We start from the raw sequence: 18,592 nt of genomic DNA, 5'->3' as shown, positions 1-18,592 counted from the left end.
GAAGAGGACCGCACCCCATGACCATTCGTGTCCTGCTCGCCGACGACCAAGCCCTCCTGAGAGCGACGTTCCGCATCCTGATCGACTCCTGCTCCGACATGGAAGTGGTCGACGAGGCCTCCGACGGCCGGGAGGCGGCCGCGCTCGCCCGCGCCCACCGCCCCGACGTCGTCCTCATGGACGTCCGGATGCCCGGCGCCGACGGGCTCACCGCGACCACCGCCATCTGTGCCGACCCCGATCTCTCCACCACCCGTGTCCTCATCCTCACCACCTTCGAGACCGACGAGGACGTGGCCCGGTCCCTGCGGGCCGGAGCCAGTGGCTTCCTCGGCAAGGACGTCACCGCGGACGCGCTCCTGAACGGCATCCGCACCGTGGCCGCGGGCGACGCGCTCCTCTCCCCCCGGGCCACCCACACCCTGGTCACCCGCTTCCTCGCCGCTCCGGCGCCCAGCGCCCGGCTCGCGCTCCCCGACGCCCTGGAAGCCCTCACCGCCCGCGAGCGGGAGGTGACGGCACTGGTGGCCGAGGGCAGGTCCAACGACGAGATCGCCGAGGAACTCGTCGTCAGCCCGCTGACCGTGCGCACCCACGTCCACCGCGCCATGACCAAACTGCGCGCCCGGGACCGCGCACAACTGGTCGTCATCGCCTATCAGTGCGGCCTGGTGCAGGTCCCGCGCTCCCCGGAGTGAGCGGGTTCGACGGCGCGGGGCCCGTCGCGGGCACACCGGCACCCTCCGCGACACGGCCGCTCCTTCCGTAGAGAAGAACCTTCTGTTATAGGTAGAATCATATTCTCACAGGGGAGAGGCGGCGGCATGCAGGGTCTCAAGGACAAGGTCGTCCTGATCGCCGGAGCGGCCACCGGGCTGGGTGCCGCCTCCGCGGAGCGGCTGGCACAGGAGGGCGCCAGGGTCGTGGTGGGCGATCTCGACCTCGCGGGGGCCGAACGGACCGCGGCGGCCATCGCGGACACCGGCGGTCGGGCGGTCGCGGCACAGTTCGACATCTCCGACGACTCCTCGGTCGGGGAACTGGTCGCTGCGACGGTGCGGGCCTACGGAGGCCTGGACGCCGTACACATCAACGCCGGCGACATGAGCGCGGTCCAGAAGGACACCGACGTGGTCGACATCGACCTCGCGGTGTGGGACCACACCATCGCCGTCAATCTGCGGGGTCACATGCTCGTCAGCCGCCACACCATCCCGGCACTCCTGGAGCGGGGCGGCGGAGCGATCGTCTACACGTCCTCCATCGCCTCCTTCACCGGGGACCCGAGACGCCCCGCCTACTCCGCGACCAAGGCGGGCATCAACGCCCTCACCCGCCACGTCGCCTCACGCTGGGGCACGGAAGGCATCCGCGCCAACGCCGTCGCCCCCGGGTTGATCCTGACCCGCGAGATCAAGGAGGGCGCGCCGCCGGACATGCTGAAGGCGATGCTCGCCCGGACGCGCAGCACGCGTCACGGCGAGAGCGGCGACGTCTCCAGCATGGTCGCCTACCTGCTGTCCGACGAGGGCTCCTGGATCAACGGACAGGTCATCAACGTCGACGGCGGCACCGTCCTGCGCTGACCCCGCCCGCCGGCCCCGCCCACCGATCCCACCCACCGACTCCACCCTTCTCGCCATCAGCATGCGAGAATGCCGTATGTCAGATTGAGAGAATGTGACTTATGCCACTCTCTTATTCATGGTGGCCTGAGGCAACGGTGAGCAGGATGGTCACGTGTCAGGAGAAGGCGGAACGGCTGGTCGCGACCACTTCAAGAGAGGGCAGGACTAGTGGACCTGGACTTCACGGACGACCAGACGGCACTGCGCGACACGCTGCGCACGTTCTTCGAGAAGGAGTCGTCCACCGCGGCCGTGCGGGCGGCGGAGCCACTCGGGTTCGACGCCGCGCTGTGGCGCAAGGTCGTCGATCTGGGGCTCGGCGCGATCGCCGTACCCGAGCAGCGCGGGGGCGGCGGCGCCGGCTTCGTGGAACTCGCCATCGCGGCGGAGTGCCTGGGGCAGTCACTGGCCCCCGTACCGCTGATCGAGGCGGCGGTGGCGAACGAGCTCCTCGCATCGCTGTCCGTCGCGAGCCCGTCGCTGCCCGACGGGCCGGACGCCCGGCTGGAGCCCCTGGCGGCACGCGCGGTCGCGGGCGAACTCCTGGCGACCCTGGCCCCACGGCCGGCGACCGGTGACACCGCCCGGCTGGTTCCGGCGGGCGCGGTGGCCGATCTCGTCGTCCTCCTGCGGGGTGACGAGCTCCTCCTGCTCCGGCAGCCGCACAGGGGCCCCGCCGCGCCGGCCGGCGCCGTCCACAACCTCGGGGCGCTGCCGCTCGCCGACTGCCGCGTCGACGCGGAGAACACCGTGGTGCTGGCACGCGGGCCGGCCGCCGTCCGCGCCCACCGCCGCGCACTGAGCCGGTGGGAACTGCTGACCGGCGCGGCGCTGTTCGGCCTCGGTTCGAAGGCCCTGGACATCGGCATCGACTATGTGATGCAACGCAAGGCGTTCGGCGTGCTCATCGGCACCTTCCAGACGATCCAGCACCGCCTGGCCGACGACGTGATCGCCCTGGACGGCGCGCGACTTCTGGCCTACGAGGCGTCCTGGGCCCAGGACGAGAACCTGCCCACGGCCGACACCCTGGCGACCATGGCGTTCCTGTTCGCCTCGGAGACCGCCTTCAAGACGGCGTCGGAGGTTCTGCACTTCCACGGCGGATACGGCTACACGCTGGAGTACGACATCCAGCTCTACTTCCGGCGGGCGAAGGCCTGGTCACTCGTCGCGGGCGACTCCCGCGCGGCGTACGCGCGGCTCGCGCAGCGCGTCTTCGACGAGGAGCGGGCAGAGGACGCCCTGACACCAGCGGGACCGAAGGAAGCGCCGGCAACACCAGCAGCACCGACGGAAACATCGGAAGCATCGCAAGCATCGGAAGAGAGGGCGGGCTGACGATGGACTTCCGCGAATTCGACGAACTGGCCTCGCACCGCGAGGCGGCCTGCGCATGGATCGAGGCACATGTGCGACCCGAGTGGGTGGAGGAGCAGCGCGTCTCCGGCACGCACCAGACACCGCAACTGCACGCGCTGCTCGCGCGCGACGGGATCCTGGCGGCCGACTGGGCGCCCGAATACGGCGGGAGTGACGTCGATCCCGGCTTCGCCCGGGCGGTGTTCGACGAACTCGGCCGCATGGGGCTCGTATCGGACGGGTGGTCCACTACCTCCATGGTGCTGCGCACCATCGAGCACGTGGGAACCGAGGAACAGAAGCGCGAGTACCTCCCGGCCGCGCTCCGTGGAGAGACGCTGATCGCCCTGGGGTACAGCGAGCCGGACTCCGGCTCGGACGTCGCCGCGGCGAAGACCACCGCGGTCCGGGACGGCGACGAGTGGGTGATCAACGGCCAGAAGATGTTCACCAGCACCGCCCAGTTGTGCACCCACGTGTTCGTGCTGGCCCGCACCGATCCGGACGTGCCCAAGCACAAGGGGCTCTCGATGTTCCTCGTGCCGACCGACAGCGCGGGGTACGACATCCAGCCGATCCACACGCTCGGCGGGCAGCGCACCAACGCCACGTTCTACGCGGACGTACGGATCCCGGACTCCGCGCGTCTCGGCGGGGTCGACGAGGGGTGGAGCGTCATGCACGTCGCCCTCGTCCACGAACGTTCGGCCGCCAGCCCCGGTTCGGAGGGCGCGTCCCCGGTCGAGGATCTGGCGCGCTGGGCCCGCACCACGCGACGCCCCGACGGGAGCACCGTCCTCGACGACCCGCTGGCCGCCGAGCGGATCGGCAGGATGGTGGTGGACGAGGAGGTCACACGCCTCCTCGGTCTCCGGAACCGATGGCGCGCCCAGAAGGGCGAACTCCCCGGTGTCGAGGGCTCGATGTGGAAGCTGTTCACGACGGAGGCCGCCCAGCGCCACTACAGCGACATCCTCGACATCCTGGGCGCCGAGGGCGTACTGGCCCCCGAGGCGGCCGACGCTCCCCGTGGCGGCAAGTTCGAGGAGGGGTTCCGGTCGGCGGTGGTCGGCACGATCTACGGCGGGACGAGCGAGATCCTCCGGGAGATCATCGCGGAGCGCCGCCTCAGACTCCCCAGGAACCGATAGGAACCGACAGGAAATAGGACCCGAGAGGGAGCGCAGAGGCCGCAGAGACCACAGGGATGGCGAGACAAGGACACCGCCACCGCGCGCCCCCGACCCCCGACCCGCGACCCGCGACCTGCGACCTGCGACCTGCGACCTGCGACCACACTGCACCGCGGCGACAGCGTCAGGCTTCGTCGGAGTCTTCGCGCTCCGGTTCGATTTCGTCCTCGGCGTGCTCGACGAAGTCGTCGGCCAGACGATGGCACAGCGTGGCGAGTTGCCCCAGCTCTTCCGGTGACCAGTCCGCCAGCGCCACCGACATTCCCCGGCAGCTCGCCTCGCGGACACGGTCGACGGCGTCCTGCCCGACCGGCGTGAGCTCGATGCGCTGGGCACGACGGTCGGCCGGGTCCGGGACCCGCGTCAGATAGCCCGACTTCTCCAGCTGCTTCACCTGCCGGGTCACATGCGACGCCTCTACGGACAGCAGGTTCGCCAGCTCGCTGGGCCGCAGGGAACCGGTATCGGCGATCTGCCGCAGCAGCGCCACGGCGGCTCGGTCCAGCGGGAGTCCGGCCAGCGCCATGAGGCGCTCGTGCTGGCGAACCCTGCTGGTCAGATACGAGATGCGGGTGAGCGCCCGCTCGATCTCGGCCAGGTTCGTCAACGCGTGACCGGCTGCCGCCGACGGTGGTGTGGACATGCGACGACTTTAGCGTCTACTTGCATGAGTCAAGTAACTCGACGCCTCCCGCGGCCGGGCTTCAGTCGCCGGGCTTCACTGGCCGGGCTTCACTGGCCGGGCTTCACTGGCCGGACTTCACTGGCCGGACTTTCGCGGGTCAGGAGTCGAGGTCGTCGGCGAAGTGCCGGAACCCGTGCCGGTCCCGGTGCATGCTCCACAGGAAGTCCGCGAGCGTGGCGGGGTCCTTCCTCGGGTGCCCGGGAACGATCGCGCCGGGGATGACGAGCTGGGCGACATGAATGCCGTCGTCGGCGAGCGCGCCGTGCAGCAGGTGGCCGTAGGCGCTCTCGGCGGCGAAGGCGATCGAGGTGCCCGCGCGGTCGGGATGGGGAACCACGGCGGTACCGCCGTTGACGAGGAGGACGGTGCCGCGGCCGAGCGCCCGCATGCCGGGCAGCACCTGGTGCACGGCCACGGCGGGCCCGTAGACGGAGAACTCGATCGGGGCCACCAGGTCGGCGGCCGTCGTCTCCAGGACGGGCCGCATGAACTCCCGCTGCGGAACCGGGCTGTACTGCATCACTTCGATGGGACCCAACTCCGTGGTCGCGGCGTCGAGGGCCGCCCCCAGTGCGGAGGGATCGCGGACGTCGGCGGCGAATCCGCGTGCTGTCAGGCCTTCGCCGACAAGGTCGGCGGCGAGGGCTTGTGCCCTGTCCTCGTCGCGTGAGACGAGGGCGACGTCGAAGCCCTCGCGGCCGAACCGCCGTGCGACGGCGGCGCCGAGGCCGGGTCCGGCTCCGATGATGGCGATGGTGGTCATGGTCGTTCTTCCTTGGGGCCTTGGGGTGGGGCGGCGTACGAGGGAGGTGCGAGGGACGGAGGAGATGCGTACGAGATGCGTACGAGGGGAGCATGCCTCCAGTCGGTGGCGGCCGCTCGTGACGCGCGTCACTTCTGCGGGGCGGGCTTCAGCGTCAGCGCGGCCGCCGCGGCCACGACCAGCAGCACGGTGGAGATCAGCAGGCTGACCCGCATGCCGTGCACGAAACCGGTCCGATGCGCGACGAGAGCGCCGAAGACCGCGACGGCGAGCGCGCCGCCGACCTGACGGCTGGTGTTGAGCACGCCGCTCGCGGTGCCGGCCCGCTCGGCCGGAACGTTCTCCAGCAGCACGGCGGTCAGCGAGGGCACGGCCATGGCGCCGCCCACCCCGACCGGGACCATCAGCAGGGCCGGCAGCCAGGTCGCCGAGGTCGACGGGGCGACGCACAGGACGACCATGCCGACCGCCATGAGGAACAGGCCGAAGGCGATCGGCACCCGCGCACCGAACTTCTCGGCGATCCGGGCGGCCACCAGGTTCATGAAGGCGGTCACGATGGTCATCGGCAGGAACGCGAGGCCCGTACCCAGGGACGACAGGCCACGCAGCTCCTGGAAGTAGAGGCTGAGCAGGAACACCAGACCGTAGAAACCGACGGTGAACGCGAAGCCGCCGAGCAGCGGGATCACGACGCCACGGGAGCGGAACATGTCCAGCGGCACCATCGGGTGCTTCCCGCGCGCCTGGGACGCCAGGAACACGACCAGCGCCAGTACCGCGACGCCGAGCGCGAGCAGCACCCGCGGCGTGCCGAAACCGTCGGCGCCGGCCTCGATCACGCCGTACGTCAGACCGCACATCGCCAGTACCGCGGCCACCTGCCCGGTCCGGTCGAGCGGGGCCTCCTGGCGCGGTGAGCGCGCGATACGGCTGAACAGGACCAGCGCCACCACACCGACCGGCAGATTGATGAAGAAGATCGCCCGCCAGCTCAGCAGGGTCAGGAAGCCGCCGAGCACCGGTCCGGCCGCCGACGCGACCGCGCCGCCCATCGCCCAGAACGAGATCGCCCGCGCCCGCTCGACCGGGTCCGGACAGGCCTCGCGGATCAGGGCCATCGACGCGGGCAGCATCACCGCGGCGCCCGCTCCCTGCACCAGCCGCGCCCCGACCAGCACGCCCAGGTTCGGCGCCAGCCCGCAGGCGACCGAGGCGGCGATGAACACCGCGAACCCGGCCGCGTACGCCTGCCGCGCACCGATCCGGTCGGACAGCGCCCCCGACGACAGGAGCAGCCCCGCGAACATCAGCGTGTAGCCGTCCACCACCCACTGCAGGCCGGTGATGCCCCCGCCGAGATCGTCCCTGATCGCGGGCAGCGCGACATTGACCACGAGAGCATCGAGCGTGACCACGAAGAAGCCGAGCACGGCCGCCGCCAGCGCCGCACCTGCGGCGGAGCGACCTGGCCCGGAGGCGGCGGCGAGGCGTGACCGCGCTGGAGTGAGCGGGACTGACATCGGGACTCCTGCACAGGGGAAGGGATCTTCACTGGGCTTCCAGCCTGCTGTTCGCGCACGCATCCAGGCAGACCGTGCCGTGCCGGGGAGCCGTACGCGGGGGTGTGACAGGTCCCCCCAACCCCCGCCCGTCCGCTCCGCCCCGCAGGCCGTGGACCGCCGCGCTCCCGCCGGACGCACGGACGCCTTGGACGCCCGGACGGGAATCACCGGGTACCCCGCACTGTTTCTCGGCTGAGCCCGCAGGGCAGTTCCCCGCCGACTCACGTCAGCACATTGACGTCCACAACAGTTCACGACAGTTCGTGACAGGTCATGGCAGTTCATGACAGTTCATGACGGGAAACCTAGGAGGCCGACCGTGTACGGCGACCCGGCAACGATCCGCAAGATCCTGACCGAACTCGGCGACACCTGGGCGATCGTCGGCCTCTCGCCGAACGAACGCCGGGCGGCGTACGGAGTCGCCGACGTGCTGCGGCGCCACGGCAAGCGGATCGTCCCCGTGCACCCGAAGGCCGAGACCGTGCACGGCGAGAAGGGGTACCCCTCGCTCGACGCGATCCCGTTCGACGTCGATGTCGTCGACGTCTTCGTCAACAGCGGCCTCGCCGGGCCCGTCGCCGACGAGGCCGCGGCCGTGGGCGCCAAGGCCGTCTGGTTCCAGCTCGGCGTCATCGACGAGGCAGCGTACGACCGGACCCGCGCCGCCGGACTCGACATGGTCATGGACCGCTGCCCCGCCATCGAGATCCCCCGGCTCGGCTGACCGGTGTCCACCCTGAGTTTCCGGCAGCCGGACGACGACACCGACCTCGAAGACTGGCGGTACGTCCACAACGTCATCGTCCCGCCCGCCGCCCTGTCGCTCGACGAGGTCCGCGAACGTGCGGGACGCAACCAGCTGGAAGTCGCCCGTCTCGGCGACGTCGTGGTGGGCTGCACGACCGTGCGCCCGCCCAAGGACGGCAACGCGACGGCGACGGTGATCGCCCGGGTGCTGCCCGACCACCGTGGGCAGGGATTCGGCGAGCAGCTCTACGAGCGCGGCCTGGGGCAGGCGCGGGCGCTGGGCGCCGACGTGATCGAGACGGTCGTACTGACCGCCAACGAAGCGGGGCTGCGGTTCGCCCTTAAGTACGGATTCGTCGAAGTCGAGCGGTACGTGCTGCCGGGCGAGACCGCCGAGTGGATCGACCTGCGGCTGGCCTGACCCGTGTCCCGTCCGGTCACCGTGCCCGGTCGAGGAAGGCCGCCACGGTTTCCGTGAAGCGCCGGGGGTCGTCCAGCCACGGGAAGTGGCCGGCCCCCGGCTGGACGATCAGCTCGGCCTCGGGGAGCAGCTCCGCGACGGCCGCGGCCACGCGCGGCAGCGGGCCGCCGTCCAGCGCGCCCGCGAGCAGCAGGACCCGCGCGCCCGACGCGGCGACGGCGGCACGGGTCGTGGCGGGCTCGAAGGCGCCGGCGGACGCGTACCGCTCCGCGGCCTCCTCGTTGGTCTCCGCGACCTCGGTCGCCGCGTGCGCCCGCGCGGTCGCGTCCCAGCGGCCGTAGAAGAACGGGGAGACGGCGTCCCAGTCGGCGTCGTCCACCGAGCCCGCCCGGATCCGTTCGTAGGCGGCGTACGCGTCCTCGAACCACGGCTCGGCCGTGCGCAGCGCGGCCGCCTCCCGGCGGTGCTCCTCGGTGTAGTCGATGCCGAGGGCCCGCGCGCGGCCGGTGACCAGCGTGAGAGTGCGGACGCGACGCGGATACCGGGCCGCGTGAAGCAACGCCAGGTCGCCGGCCGCCGAGTGGGCGAGGAGATCCACCTCCTCCAGCCCCAGGTGCGCCCGGAACGCCTCGACGTCGTCGACCTGCCGGTCGCAGCGGTACGTCGCCGGGTCGGCCGGGACCGCCGAGTCGCCGGTCCCCCGCAGATCGAGCAGGAACAGCCGCCGGTGCCGCGACAGCCCACCGAGATCACCGAGGTAGGCGGAGGCACGCATGGGGCCACCGGGCAGACACAGCAGCGGTTCGCCCTCGCCCACCGCGTGATAAGCGAGTTCGGTCCCGTCGGGAGCGCGGAAGATCGGCATGCCGTCATCCTGACGACCGCCCGCGACGCACGGCAAGCGAATTGAGGTCCGGCACCCCGCCGCCGGCCTCGGCGCCCGGAGCATCGGTCTCGGCGCCCGGGGCATCGGCCTCTCCGCCCGGGGCGCCGGTCTCTGCGCCCGCGCCCGCACACGCACCTTCACTCGGGCACACACCGCCTTCGTCTCCAGTTCGCCCGGCGGACGCCTCGGCTCGCTTCCATCGAGGGATGGACCACATCACGTTCCTCGTGGCGGTCGTCATCGTCACAGCGCTGGCTTTCGACTTCACCAACGGATTCCACGACACGGCGAACGCGATGGCGACGTCCATCGCGACCGGGGCCCTCAAACCGAAAACGGCGGTCCTGATCAGCGGCGTCCTGAACATCGGCGGGGCGTTCCTGTCCACCGAGGTCGCGAAGACGATCTCGGGCGGCATCGTGGACGACACCCTGGTCACGCCAGGCATGATCTTCGCGGGTCTGGTCGGGGCGATTCTCTGGAATCTGCTGACCTGGCTGCTCGGGCTGCCGTCCAGTTCCTCGCACGCGTTGTTCGGCGGACTCATCGGGGCGGTGTGGGTCGGCGCGGGTGAGCACGGCGTGCACTTCAGCAAGGTGGTCGAGAAGGTACTCATCCCGGCCGTGGCCTCGCCGGTGGTGGCGGGCGTCGCCGCACTGCTGGCCACCTACCTCGCGTACAAGATCACCTCACGGGCCCGCCCGGACTCGGTGACCAAGGGGTTCCGGCTCGGCCAGATCGCCTCCGCCTCGCTCGTCTCGCTGGCGCACGGCACGAACGACGCGCAGAAGACGATGGGCGTGATCACGCTCACGCTGATCTCGGCGGGAGCGCTCGGGCACGACGCCGGTCCCCCGGTGTGGGTCATCGCGTCCGCCGGTCTCGCCATCGGCCTGGGCACCTATCTCGGCGGCTGGCGGATCATCCGCACCATGGGCAAGGGGCTCACCGACATCCAGTCGCCGCAGGGCTTCGCGGCCGAGGCCGCCGCCACGACCGTGATCCTCACCTCCGCCCACCTCGGTTTCGCGCTCTCCACCACACAGGTCTGCTCCGGCGGCATCCTGGGCGCCGGTCTGGGCAGGCGACTGGCCGAGGTCCGCTGGGGCACGGCCGGCCGCATGGTGATCGCCTGGCTGGTCACCCTGCCCGCCGCCGCGCTGGTCGGCGGGGTCTCGGCGAGCGTGGTGAAGCACGGCGGCACCTTCGGCACCGTGGTGATCGCGCTGTGCGCCGCCGTCGTCGCCACGTTCATCGTGATCGCCTCGCGCCGCAACCCGGTGCACGCGAACAACGTGAACGACACCCACGAAGTCACCGTCCGCACCACGGCGCCGACGAACGTCGGCACGGCCGCCTGACCCAGGGGAGTACGTACGATGCATCTGGACTGGACCGCACTCGGCGAGGTCACCGCGGTGAGCATCGGAGTGACAGTGGCCGTGGTCGTTGTCTTCGCGCTCGGTGTCCTGGGTATCGCTCAGGTCGAGGCCGCGCGCGAGAATGACGGCGGCGGCACCCACGCCCTCGGCCTCGCACAGGCCGGGCTCTGCTTCCTGGCCTGCGCGGCCGTCGTCGCGTACGGAATTTATCTGATCGTGCCGCAGTTTCACTGAAGCAAAGCCGGGGAGGGCGCGATGACGCCATTGCTGACGGGTCTGACCGTCGATTACAGCGACCACGACGATCCCGTACTCATCCGGCCGGACGGCAGTCCGGTGGAGACCTGGCGGGAGAATTACCCCTACCACGAGCGCATGGAGCGCAAGGAGTACGACTGGCACAAACGCCTGCAGCAGATCGAACTGCTGAAGCTGCAGAGCTGGATCAAGGCGACCGGACGCCGTCTCGTCATCCTCTTCGAGGGACGCGACGCGGCCGGCAAGGGCGGCACGATCAAGCGGTTCACCGAGCACCTCAATCCGCGCGGAGCGCGGGTGGTGGCTCTGGAGAAGCCGACCGAGCGCGAGCGCGGACAGTGGTACTTCCAGCGGTATGTGGAGCATCTGCCGACCGCGGGCGAGATAGTGATGTTCGACCGGTCCTGGTACAACCGGGCCGGGGTCGAGCGGGTGATGGGCTTCTGCTCGGACGACGAGTACCGGCGCTTCATGCGGCAGACGCCCGCCTTCGAGCGGATGCTCGTCGACGACGGCGTGGATCTGATCAAGTTCTGGTTCTCGGTGTCGCAGGGCGAGCAGCGCACCCGTTTCACGATCCGCCAGGTCGATCCCGTACGGCAGTGGAAGCTCAGCCCCATGGACCTGGCCTCACTCGACCTCTGGGACCACTACACCGCCGCCAAGGTCGCCATGTTCCGCGAGACGGACACCGGGCAGGCGCCCTGGACCGTGGTGAAGAGCAATGACAAGAAGCGGGCCCGTGTCGAGGCGATGCGCAGCGTCCTCGCCCGCTTCGCCTACGCCGACAAGGACGAGGAGGTCGTCGGCAGCCCCGACCCGAGCATCGTGGGCGCGGCGGCGAACCTGCTGGAGGCGGGCGAGGACGACACCGGCGACTGAGCACGGCGCACGCGGCTGAGTACGGTGCACGGCACAGCCTCAGTCGTGCGTCGGCCGGTCGTTGATGCGGTGGTCGGCCAGGCTCAGCGCCTCGTCGACCACCCGGCGCAGATGACCGTCGCCGAGCGAGTAGATCACCCGGCGGCCCTCCTTGCGGGTGTTCACCAGGCCGGCGAGACGCAGTCGGGCCAGATGCTGGCTGACGGCCGGGCGTGCGGCGCCGCACGCCTCGGTGAGCGTGGTGACATCGGCCTCGCCGCCGGTCAGGGCATGCAGCAGGGCGAGACGGGTGCGGTCGCCCAGGAGGGCGAGAAGTTCGGCGGCCAGCGCGAACTGTTCCTCGCCGGGGGTACGCGGGTGCGCATCATGCGCAGGTGACAGGTGCATGCGTGCGCTCATACGCACATAATGGTCCCGTGGGCACCGACACGTCCACTCCCGCGCACCGGAAGGGGACCCCCGTGAGCGACCAGCACGACGAACAGGGCCACGACCAGGCCGAGGGCCACAGCCATGCCCACGATCACGGCCGCTCCGGACACGACCACGCGAGGGCACATCCGCACCCACACCCACATCCGCACCCGCACCCGCACCCGCACCCGCACAGCCACACGCCCTCCGGCCCCCTGCCGCGTCTGCGCCACCTCCTCACCCCCCACTCCCACGAGACCGGCGACAAGCTCGACCCCGCGCTGGAGTCGTCGGCGCGCGGTATGCGCGCCCTCTGGGTCTCCCTCGCCGTCCTCGGTACGACCGCCCTGGCGCAGGCGGTCGTCGTCGTGCTCTCCGGCTCGGTCGCGCTGCTCGGCGACACCGTGCACAACGCCGCCGACGCGCTGACGGCCGTACCCCTCGCCATCGCCTTCGTACTGGGCCGCCGCGCGGCGACGCGGCGCTTCACCTACGGCTACGGCCGGGCGGAGGACCTCGCGGGCATCGTGATCGTGCTGACGATCGCCGCGTCCGGGACCTTCGCCGCCTGGACCGCGGTCGAGCGGCTGATCGACCCGCGTCCCGTGCACCACGTTCCGGTCGTCGCGGCGGCCGCGCTGATCGGATTCCTCGGCAACGAGTGGGTCGCCCGGCACCGCATCCGCGTCGGCCGCGAGATCGGCTCCGCCGCACTGGTCGCGGACGGCCTGCACGCCCGTACGGACGGATTCACGTCGCTGGCCGTGCTGGTGGGCGCGGGCGGTGCGGCGCTCGGGTGGCAGCTCGCCGACCCGCTGGTGGGGTTGGCGATCACGGCCGCGATCCTGCTGGTGCTGCGCGACGCCGCCCGCGAGGTGTTCCGGCGTGTGATGGACGCCGTGGACCCGGAGCTGGTGGACGTGGCCGAACGGGCGCTGCGCGAGGTCCCGGGTGTGCGCGGGGTGGGTGAGCTGCGACTGCGCTGGATCGGACACCGGCTGCGCGCCGAGGTGGCGGTCGTGGTGGACGGCGAGGCGAGCGTACGGCAGGCGCACGGCATCGCCGTCGAGGCCGAACACGCCCTGCTGCACGCCGTACCGAAGCTCACCGCGGCCCTGGTGCACGCCGATCCGGCCCCCGCGCCGGGCGAGACGGACCCGCACCTGGCGCTCGCGCACCACGCGCCCGCGTAGGCCCTCGAACCGTCAGGCGATCCCGATCCCCAGCCCCTCCAGCACCACCGCGTTCGGCAGCTCCGCGAACGCCTTCCCCGGCACCAGCAGCTTCCCGCGCCGCCGGCCGCTGCCCACCAGGACGTACGGCAGGTCGACGACCGCCGAGTCCACCAGCACCGGCCAGTCGTCAGGCAGTCCGATCGGGGTGATGCCGCCGTACTCCATGCCGCTCTCGCCGGTCGCCGTGTCCATCGGCGCGAACGAGGCCTTGCGGGCGCCGAGTTGGCGGCGGACGGCGCCGTTGACGTCGACGCGGGTGGTGGAGAGGACCACGCAGGCGGCGAGCGTGGTCCCGCCGCCGCGCTTGCCCGCGACGACCACGCAGTTGGCGGACTGCTCCAGCAGTTCCTGGCCGTAGTGCTCGACGAAGGTCGCGGTGTCGGCCCACTCGGGGTCCGTGTCGACGTACACGATCTGGTCGGCGGGGACGGTCCCGCGCCAGTGGCGTACACCGTCCGCGACCGGGCGGGTGAGCTCGTCGAGGCAGTCGGGGGCGGGTACGGCGTGATCGAAGTGTCCGATGGGAGCGCGCATGACGGCACGCTAACAGCCGCTCGGGCACGCCCGGCCGGGTGTCTCAGTGCACGAGCGGGACCGATACCGCCATGACCATCTCCACCGGGACGTCACCCTTGTTGGCGTACGTATGAAGGGTGTCGGCCTCGAAGGACACGCTCGCGCCCTCGGGGACGAGGTACTCGACCCCGTCGACGGCGAGGGTGAGTTCGCCCGCCGTGACATGGACGAGTTCGACCGTTCCCGTGGGGTGCGGATCCGAGGGGCTGCCGTCGCCGGGCATCAGCCGCCAGTCCCACATCTCCAGGGGCCCCGGCGCCTCGGTGCCCGCGAGGAGGCGGCTGTAACTGCCCGCGTCCGTGTGCCAGAGCCGTACGGCCTGGTCTGCCGGGACGATCCGGACCTTGGGCCCCTGCTCGTAGTCGAGGAGGGTCGTGACGCTGACGCCGAGGGCATCACCGATCTTGACGATGGTGCCGATGCTGGGGTTGGTCCTGGCCTGCTCGATCTGGATGAGCATGCCGCGGCTGACTCCGGCGCGGCCGGCGAGCGCGTCCAGGGTGAAGCCGCGCTCGGCACGCCAGCGCTTGACGTTGCGCGCCAGGGACTGGGTCAGCAGGTCGAGATCCGACACTTTCCGTCCACTATCTTTCGTCCAATATTCTAAATAGCATAGTTCAATAGAATGAACTATGCTGTGGTGCACCTGATCGTTCACTGAACTGTACTGCGAGGCCGGTCATGACAGCACTCTTCGCCCTGGCCACCAGCCTCCTGTGGGGCCTGGCCGACTTCGGCGGAGGCCTGCTGACCCGACGTACGCCCGCGCTCACCGTGGTCGTCGCCTCCCAGTCGATCGCTGCGGCGGTGCTGGGCGCGATCGTGGTCGCGACCGGCGGCTGGAGCGAGGCAGGACCGCAGCTGTGGTTCGCGTTCGCCGCGGGACTGGTGGGGCCGGTCGCGCTGCTCTCCTTCTACAAGGCGCTCGCCCTGGGCCCGATGGGGGTCGTCTCACCGCTCGGCGCCCTGGCCGTGGCGGTCCCCATCACCGTGGGGCTCTTCCTCGGGGAGCGCCCCGGCCTGACGCAGGTGGCGGGCATCGCGGTGGCCGTCGTGGGCGTCGTCCTCGCGGGCGGTCCCCAGCTGCGGGGCGCCCCGGTGCAACGGCAGGCGATCCTGCTCACGCTGATCGCCGCGCTCGGCTTCGGCACGGTGTTCGTGCTGATCGCCGAGGCGTCGTCGTCGGTCACCGGGCTGTTCCTCGCGCTGTTCGTGCAGCGCGTGACCAATGTGGTCACCGGTGGCGCGGCGCTCCTCGTCGCCGTGCGGCGCGGCTCCCCCGCCCTCCCCGAGGGCGGCTTCCCCTGGCGCTCCCTGCCCGCGCTCGCCTTCGTCGGCCTCGCGGACGTCGCGGCGAACGGCACGTACGCGGTCGCCGCCCAGCACGGCCCGGTCACCGTGGCCGCCGTGCTCGCCTCGCTCTATCCGGTGGTCACGGCCCTGGCCGCGCGCGGCTTCCTCAGCGAGCGGCTGCGCGGGGTGCAGGCGGCGGGCGCCGGCCTGGCACTGGTCGGCACCGTGCTGCTCGCCACGGGCTGACGCAGAAGGAAGCAGAAGGAAACAGAAGGAAGCAGAAGAGAGGGGAAGGGAGGGGAAGGGAAGGGAGGGGAAGGGAAGGGAAGGGAAGGGGAAGGGAGGGGAAGGGAGGGGAAGGCAGGGGACTTCAGGACGACTCGACGTCCAGTTCCGCCAGCCGTGCCACGGTGTCCTCGTCCAGCTCCGACAGCGCGAGCAGCTGCTCCGGCGTCACCCCGTCGGGAATCGGCACCGGCGCGGGCGTCCGCAGCGGCGGCTGCCACCCGTCCGCCGAATCCCAGCGCCGCACGACCCGCGCCGGGGCACCGGCCACGACCGAGTGGTCCGGCACCGCGCCGCGTACCACCGCGCCGGCCGCCACCACGACGTTCCGCCCGATCCGCGCCCCCGGCAGGATCACCGCGCCGGTGCCGATCCAGCAGCCGGGCCCTATCTCCACCGGCTCCATCCGCGGCCACTGCTTGCCGATGGGCTCGTGCGGATCGTCGTAGGAGTGGTTGGTGGACGTCACGTACACATACGGACCGAAGTAGCAGTCGCGGCCGATCGTGACCGTGGTGTCGGCGATGACATGGCTGCCGCGGCCGAGCACGACACCGTCGCCGACCCGCAGGATCGGGTCGGGCCCCAGGTCGAGATCGGGCATCAGACCGGCGGTGAGGGTGACCTGTTCGCCGACGATGCAGTGGGCGCCGAGGTGGATCCAGGGTTCGCCGAAAACGGTGCCGAGCGGGAAGGCGAGTCTGGTACCTGTTCCCATCGCGCCGAAGCGCAGCCGCCCGGGGTGCTCCGCGGTCACCGAACCCGTGCGCTGCACCCAGGCCCAGCCCGCGTGGACGGCGCGCTGCACGAGGCGGCGCCGCCATGACGAGAACACGTTCTTGCTCCTGGGCACCCGCTCACGGTACTCAGGGCGACCTGGGCCCAGCAGAGATCACGACTGTGATCTTCACCCCACCGGGACGGGCACGATGGCATACGGTGCCGCTGTACCGGCCGCGAGGCGGCGACGACGAAGACACGGCCACGACGAGGAGACGGCGATGACGCAGCGGGCGCTGATCATGGGGATCGGCGGCAAGGACCCGAAGGTGGACCCGGAGTCGTTCACGGCACCGACGTCCGTGGTGATCGGGGACGTCACCCTGCGCGCGGGCGCGAGCGTCTGGTACGGCGCGGTGCTGCGCGCCGACTTCGGCCCGATCGTCATCGGCGCCGACAGCAACATCCAGGACAACTGCACCCTCCATGTCGACCCCGGCTTCCCGATCACGGTCGGCGAGCGCGTCTCGGTCGGCCACAACGCCGTGCTGCACGGCGCCACGGTCGAGGACGACTGCCTGATCGGCATGGGCGCCACGGTCCTGAACGGGGCGGTGATAGGCGCCGGTTCCCTGGTGGCCGCCCAGGCCCTGGTCCCACAGGGCATGCGGGTACCCCCGGGATCACTCGTCGCCGGTGTCCCTGCCAAGGTCAGGCGCGAGCTGACGGAGGAGGAACGCGAGGGCCTCACCCTCAACGGCACCTTCTACGTGGACCTGGCGAAGGCCCACAAGGAGGCACTGGGCGGCTAGAGGCCCTGGAGCGCCTACTCGGCAGCCGCGACCGGCTCCCGCTCCCCGGTCTCGATCTCCGCCGCCGCCTTCTTCGCCTTGCGCTTCACGATCAGCATCGAGGCAAGTCCGATGAGCACGGCCAGTACGAGTCCGACCCACGAGAACCGCTTCAGCCAGGACTCGGCGACGACACCCACGTAGTAGATGACCGCGGTGGTACCCCCGGCCCAGATGATCCCGCCCAGCACATTGGCGATCAGGAACTTCCAGTACGGCATCTTCAGCACACCCGCGAGCGGCCCCGCGAAGATCCGCAGCAGGGCGATGAAGCGGCCGAAGAACACGGCCCACATGCCCCACTTCTGGAAGGACCGCTCGGCCGTCGCGACATGCCCCTCGCTGAAGTGTCTGGGGAACTTCGCGCCCAGCCAGGCCAGCAGGGGGCGCCCGCCCTTGCGGCCGATGGCATAGCCGATCGAGTCGCCGACGACGGCGCCGACGACGGCGCACGCCCCGAGGATGACGGGGTTGATGCCCGAGTGCTGCGAGGACAGCAGCGCCGCCGAGACCAGGATGATCTCGCCGGGCAAGGGGATGCCCAGGCTCTCCAGACCGATGACCAGGGCCACCAGCGCGTAGATGCTGACCGCGGGCACCGTCTCGAGCCAATGCTGGACGTCCAACGCCGGTTCCTCCCGAATCGCACACTTCCCGGCGTGCGCCCGCGCCGGGCGCACGCCGGGAAGCCTACCGCTCAGCCTCGCGCGGCGGCGTCCCACAGGTCGCACCGATGTTCCTGGTGGACGGTCGTGCTCACGACATTTCCGCCCCCGGACGGCGCCGGATGTTCGGCGAGCGGGTAGCGCCGCAGCACCCGCTCGCCCAGCTCGGCGCCCCAGACCTCCTTCACCACCGCCGGGTACCGCTCGGCGGTGAGCGGCGTGCCCGTGTTGTCGAAGCGGCTGAAGGCGAACAGCCGGCCCTCGTCCTCGTTCGCCCCGTCCAGTACCGGGACCCCGACGGCGGCCCCCTTCGCGTACGCCTCGAAGGGCTGCACGGGCAGGAAGGCGCCGCCGACGACGGGCCCCCGGTCGAATCCGCCCTGCGCGGCGAGGATCTCCTCGGCGGACTTCCCCCGCAGACACACCACGGAGAGATCGGCGCAGCCCGCCTTCCTCGCGAAGGCGGCACCGGCCGCGACGGCCGCGTCATGAGTGCGCGCCGCGCAGTTCCCGTACGCACCGCTTTCCACGATCCCCGCCCGGTACAGGCCCTTCGAGGTCGGCGCGGCCAACTGGGTGCAGACCGAGCGGCCACCCGCCGACTCGCCCGCGATGGTGACGCGGCCCGGGGCACGCCAGACCATCACCGGCCGGCTTCCGGTGCCTTCGGGGACGTACCCGCCCCTGGGGACGTACACATTGAGGTCGAGGCAGTCCTCGGTGTGACTGGGCCGCTCGTAGCCGGGGTCCCCACTGGACGTCTGTACGGACGGCGGCG

Annotated in this window: 22 protein-coding genes; 12 read left to right on the top strand and 10 right to left on the bottom strand. The window is 71.1% G+C overall.

Annotation, left to right across the window (positions count from 1 at the left end; translation table 11 throughout):
* Positions 1–17: 17 nt before the first annotated feature.
* From RV986_RS43515 to RV986_RS43500, 4 genes are all read left to right on the top strand, one after another.
* Complete coding sequence (locus tag RV986_RS43515) at positions 18–698, top strand: response regulator (protein WP_475922655.1); 681 nt, start codon at positions 18–20, stop codon at positions 696–698.
* Between the two features lie 126 nt (positions 699–824).
* Positions 825–1,586: an SDR family NAD(P)-dependent oxidoreductase gene (locus tag RV986_RS43510; RefSeq protein ID WP_475922654.1), complete on the top strand. Its 762-nt coding sequence runs from the start codon at positions 825–827 to the stop codon at positions 1,584–1,586.
* 210 nt (positions 1,587–1,796) lie between these two features.
* The gene (locus RV986_RS43505; protein WP_475922653.1) at positions 1,797–2,969 is read left to right on the top strand and encodes an acyl-CoA dehydrogenase family protein; all 1,173 of its coding nucleotides are present in this window, start codon (positions 1,797–1,799) and stop codon (positions 2,967–2,969) included.
* A gap of 2 nt (positions 2,970–2,971) precedes the next feature.
* Positions 2,972–4,141, top strand: coding sequence for an acyl-CoA dehydrogenase family protein (locus RV986_RS43500; RefSeq protein WP_475922652.1), 1,170 nt, complete (start codon positions 2,972–2,974; stop codon positions 4,139–4,141).
* Between the two features lie 166 nt (positions 4,142–4,307).
* On the opposite strand, the gene RV986_RS43495 is transcribed toward RV986_RS43500, so the two are convergent.
* The 3 genes from RV986_RS43495 to RV986_RS43485 form a co-directional block, all read right to left on the bottom strand.
* Complete coding sequence (locus RV986_RS43495; protein WP_475922651.1) at positions 4,308–4,826, bottom strand: MarR family winged helix-turn-helix transcriptional regulator; 519 nt, start codon at positions 4,824–4,826, stop codon at positions 4,308–4,310.
* Between the two features lie 139 nt (positions 4,827–4,965).
* Positions 4,966–5,631, bottom strand: a complete 666-nt coding sequence (locus RV986_RS43490; RefSeq protein WP_475922650.1) for an SDR family NAD(P)-dependent oxidoreductase — start codon at positions 5,629–5,631, stop codon at positions 4,966–4,968.
* A 128-nt stretch (positions 5,632–5,759) separates the two neighbouring features.
* Positions 5,760–7,154, bottom strand: coding sequence for an MFS transporter (locus RV986_RS43485; protein ID WP_475922649.1), 1,395 nt, complete (start codon positions 7,152–7,154; stop codon positions 5,760–5,762).
* A gap of 361 nt (positions 7,155–7,515) precedes the next feature.
* Between RV986_RS43485 and RV986_RS43480 the strand changes: the two genes are divergently transcribed.
* Both RV986_RS43480 and RV986_RS43475 read left to right on the top strand, forming a co-directional pair.
* Positions 7,516–7,923 carry a CoA-binding protein gene (locus RV986_RS43480; RefSeq protein ID WP_475922648.1) on the top strand — a complete coding sequence of 136 codons (408 nt, stop codon included), beginning with the start codon at positions 7,516–7,518 and terminating at the stop codon, positions 7,921–7,923.
* Positions 7,924–7,926: 3 nt separating this feature from the next.
* Positions 7,927–8,367 carry an N-acetyltransferase family protein gene (locus RV986_RS43475; protein ID WP_475922647.1) on the top strand — a complete coding sequence of 147 codons (441 nt, stop codon included), beginning with the start codon at positions 7,927–7,929 and terminating at the stop codon, positions 8,365–8,367.
* 16 nt (positions 8,368–8,383) lie between these two features.
* Here RV986_RS43475 and RV986_RS43470 read toward each other — a convergent pair whose 3' ends face one another.
* Positions 8,384–9,232 carry an alpha/beta fold hydrolase gene (locus RV986_RS43470; RefSeq protein WP_475922646.1) on the bottom strand — a complete coding sequence of 283 codons (849 nt, stop codon included), beginning with the start codon at positions 9,230–9,232 and terminating at the stop codon, positions 8,384–8,386.
* Positions 9,233–9,459: 227 nt separating this feature from the next.
* On the opposite strand from RV986_RS43470, the gene RV986_RS43465 reads away from it, so the two are divergent.
* The 3 genes from RV986_RS43465 to ppk2 are packed head-to-tail and all read left to right on the top strand — an operon-like array spanning position 9,460 to position 11,775.
* Entirely contained in the window at positions 9,460–10,614 is a 1,155-nt protein-coding gene (locus tag RV986_RS43465; protein WP_475922645.1) for an inorganic phosphate transporter, read from the top strand.
* An 18-nt stretch (positions 10,615–10,632) separates the two neighbouring features.
* A complete protein-coding gene (locus RV986_RS43460; RefSeq protein WP_475922644.1) occupies positions 10,633–10,869 on the top strand; it encodes a hypothetical protein in 237 nt (78 codons plus the stop codon).
* A gap of 21 nt (positions 10,870–10,890) precedes the next feature.
* Positions 10,891–11,775 (top strand): polyphosphate kinase 2, encoded by an 885-nt coding sequence (gene ppk2, locus RV986_RS43455; RefSeq protein WP_475922643.1) that lies wholly within the window; start codon positions 10,891–10,893, stop codon positions 11,773–11,775.
* 39 nt (positions 11,776–11,814) lie between these two features.
* On the opposite strand, the gene RV986_RS43450 is transcribed toward ppk2, so the two are convergent.
* Positions 11,815–12,174: an ArsR/SmtB family transcription factor gene (locus RV986_RS43450; protein ID WP_189184496.1), complete on the bottom strand. Its 360-nt coding sequence runs from the start codon at positions 12,172–12,174 to the stop codon at positions 11,815–11,817.
* A 62-nt stretch (positions 12,175–12,236) separates the two neighbouring features.
* On the opposite strand from RV986_RS43450, the gene RV986_RS43445 reads away from it, so the two are divergent.
* Positions 12,237–13,382, top strand: coding sequence for a cation diffusion facilitator family transporter (locus RV986_RS43445; RefSeq protein ID WP_475922642.1), 1,146 nt, complete (start codon positions 12,237–12,239; stop codon positions 13,380–13,382).
* 12 nt (positions 13,383–13,394) lie between these two features.
* Here RV986_RS43445 and RV986_RS43440 read toward each other — a convergent pair whose 3' ends face one another.
* Positions 13,395–13,958, bottom strand: a complete 564-nt coding sequence (locus tag RV986_RS43440; RefSeq protein ID WP_475922641.1) for a YbaK/EbsC family protein — start codon at positions 13,956–13,958, stop codon at positions 13,395–13,397.
* Positions 13,959–14,001: 43 nt separating this feature from the next.
* Positions 14,002–14,574, bottom strand: a complete 573-nt coding sequence (locus tag RV986_RS43435; protein WP_475922640.1) for a helix-turn-helix domain-containing protein — start codon at positions 14,572–14,574, stop codon at positions 14,002–14,004.
* Between the two features lie 107 nt (positions 14,575–14,681).
* On the opposite strand from RV986_RS43435, the gene RV986_RS43430 reads away from it, so the two are divergent.
* A complete protein-coding gene (locus tag RV986_RS43430) occupies positions 14,682–15,539 on the top strand; it encodes an EamA family transporter (RefSeq protein ID WP_475922639.1) in 858 nt (285 codons plus the stop codon).
* A 124-nt stretch (positions 15,540–15,663) separates the two neighbouring features.
* Here RV986_RS43430 and RV986_RS43425 read toward each other — a convergent pair whose 3' ends face one another.
* Positions 15,664–16,431: an acyltransferase gene (locus tag RV986_RS43425; protein WP_475922638.1), complete on the bottom strand. Its 768-nt coding sequence runs from the start codon at positions 16,429–16,431 to the stop codon at positions 15,664–15,666.
* 148 nt (positions 16,432–16,579) lie between these two features.
* Here RV986_RS43425 and RV986_RS43420 point away from each other — a divergent pair, with 148 nt between their 5' ends.
* Complete coding sequence (locus RV986_RS43420) at positions 16,580–17,110, top strand: gamma carbonic anhydrase family protein (RefSeq protein WP_475922637.1); 531 nt, start codon at positions 16,580–16,582, stop codon at positions 17,108–17,110.
* Between the two features lie 14 nt (positions 17,111–17,124).
* Here RV986_RS43420 and RV986_RS43415 read toward each other — a convergent pair whose 3' ends face one another.
* Together RV986_RS43415 and RV986_RS43410 are read right to left on the bottom strand one after the other, a co-directional pair.
* The gene (locus tag RV986_RS43415) at positions 17,125–17,775 is read right to left on the bottom strand and encodes a DedA family protein (protein WP_475922636.1); all 651 of its coding nucleotides are present in this window, start codon (positions 17,773–17,775) and stop codon (positions 17,125–17,127) included.
* Between the two features lie 71 nt (positions 17,776–17,846).
* On the bottom strand, positions 17,847–18,458 hold the full coding sequence (locus tag RV986_RS43410) for a carboxylesterase family protein (protein ID WP_475922635.1): 612 nt from the start codon (positions 18,456–18,458) through the stop codon (positions 17,847–17,849).
* Between the last annotated feature and the right edge of the window lie 134 nt (positions 18,459–18,592).

The organism is Streptomyces sp. RLA012 (genome assembly GCF_056270325.1).
This window is presented reverse-complemented; position numbering and strand designations above follow the sequence as displayed.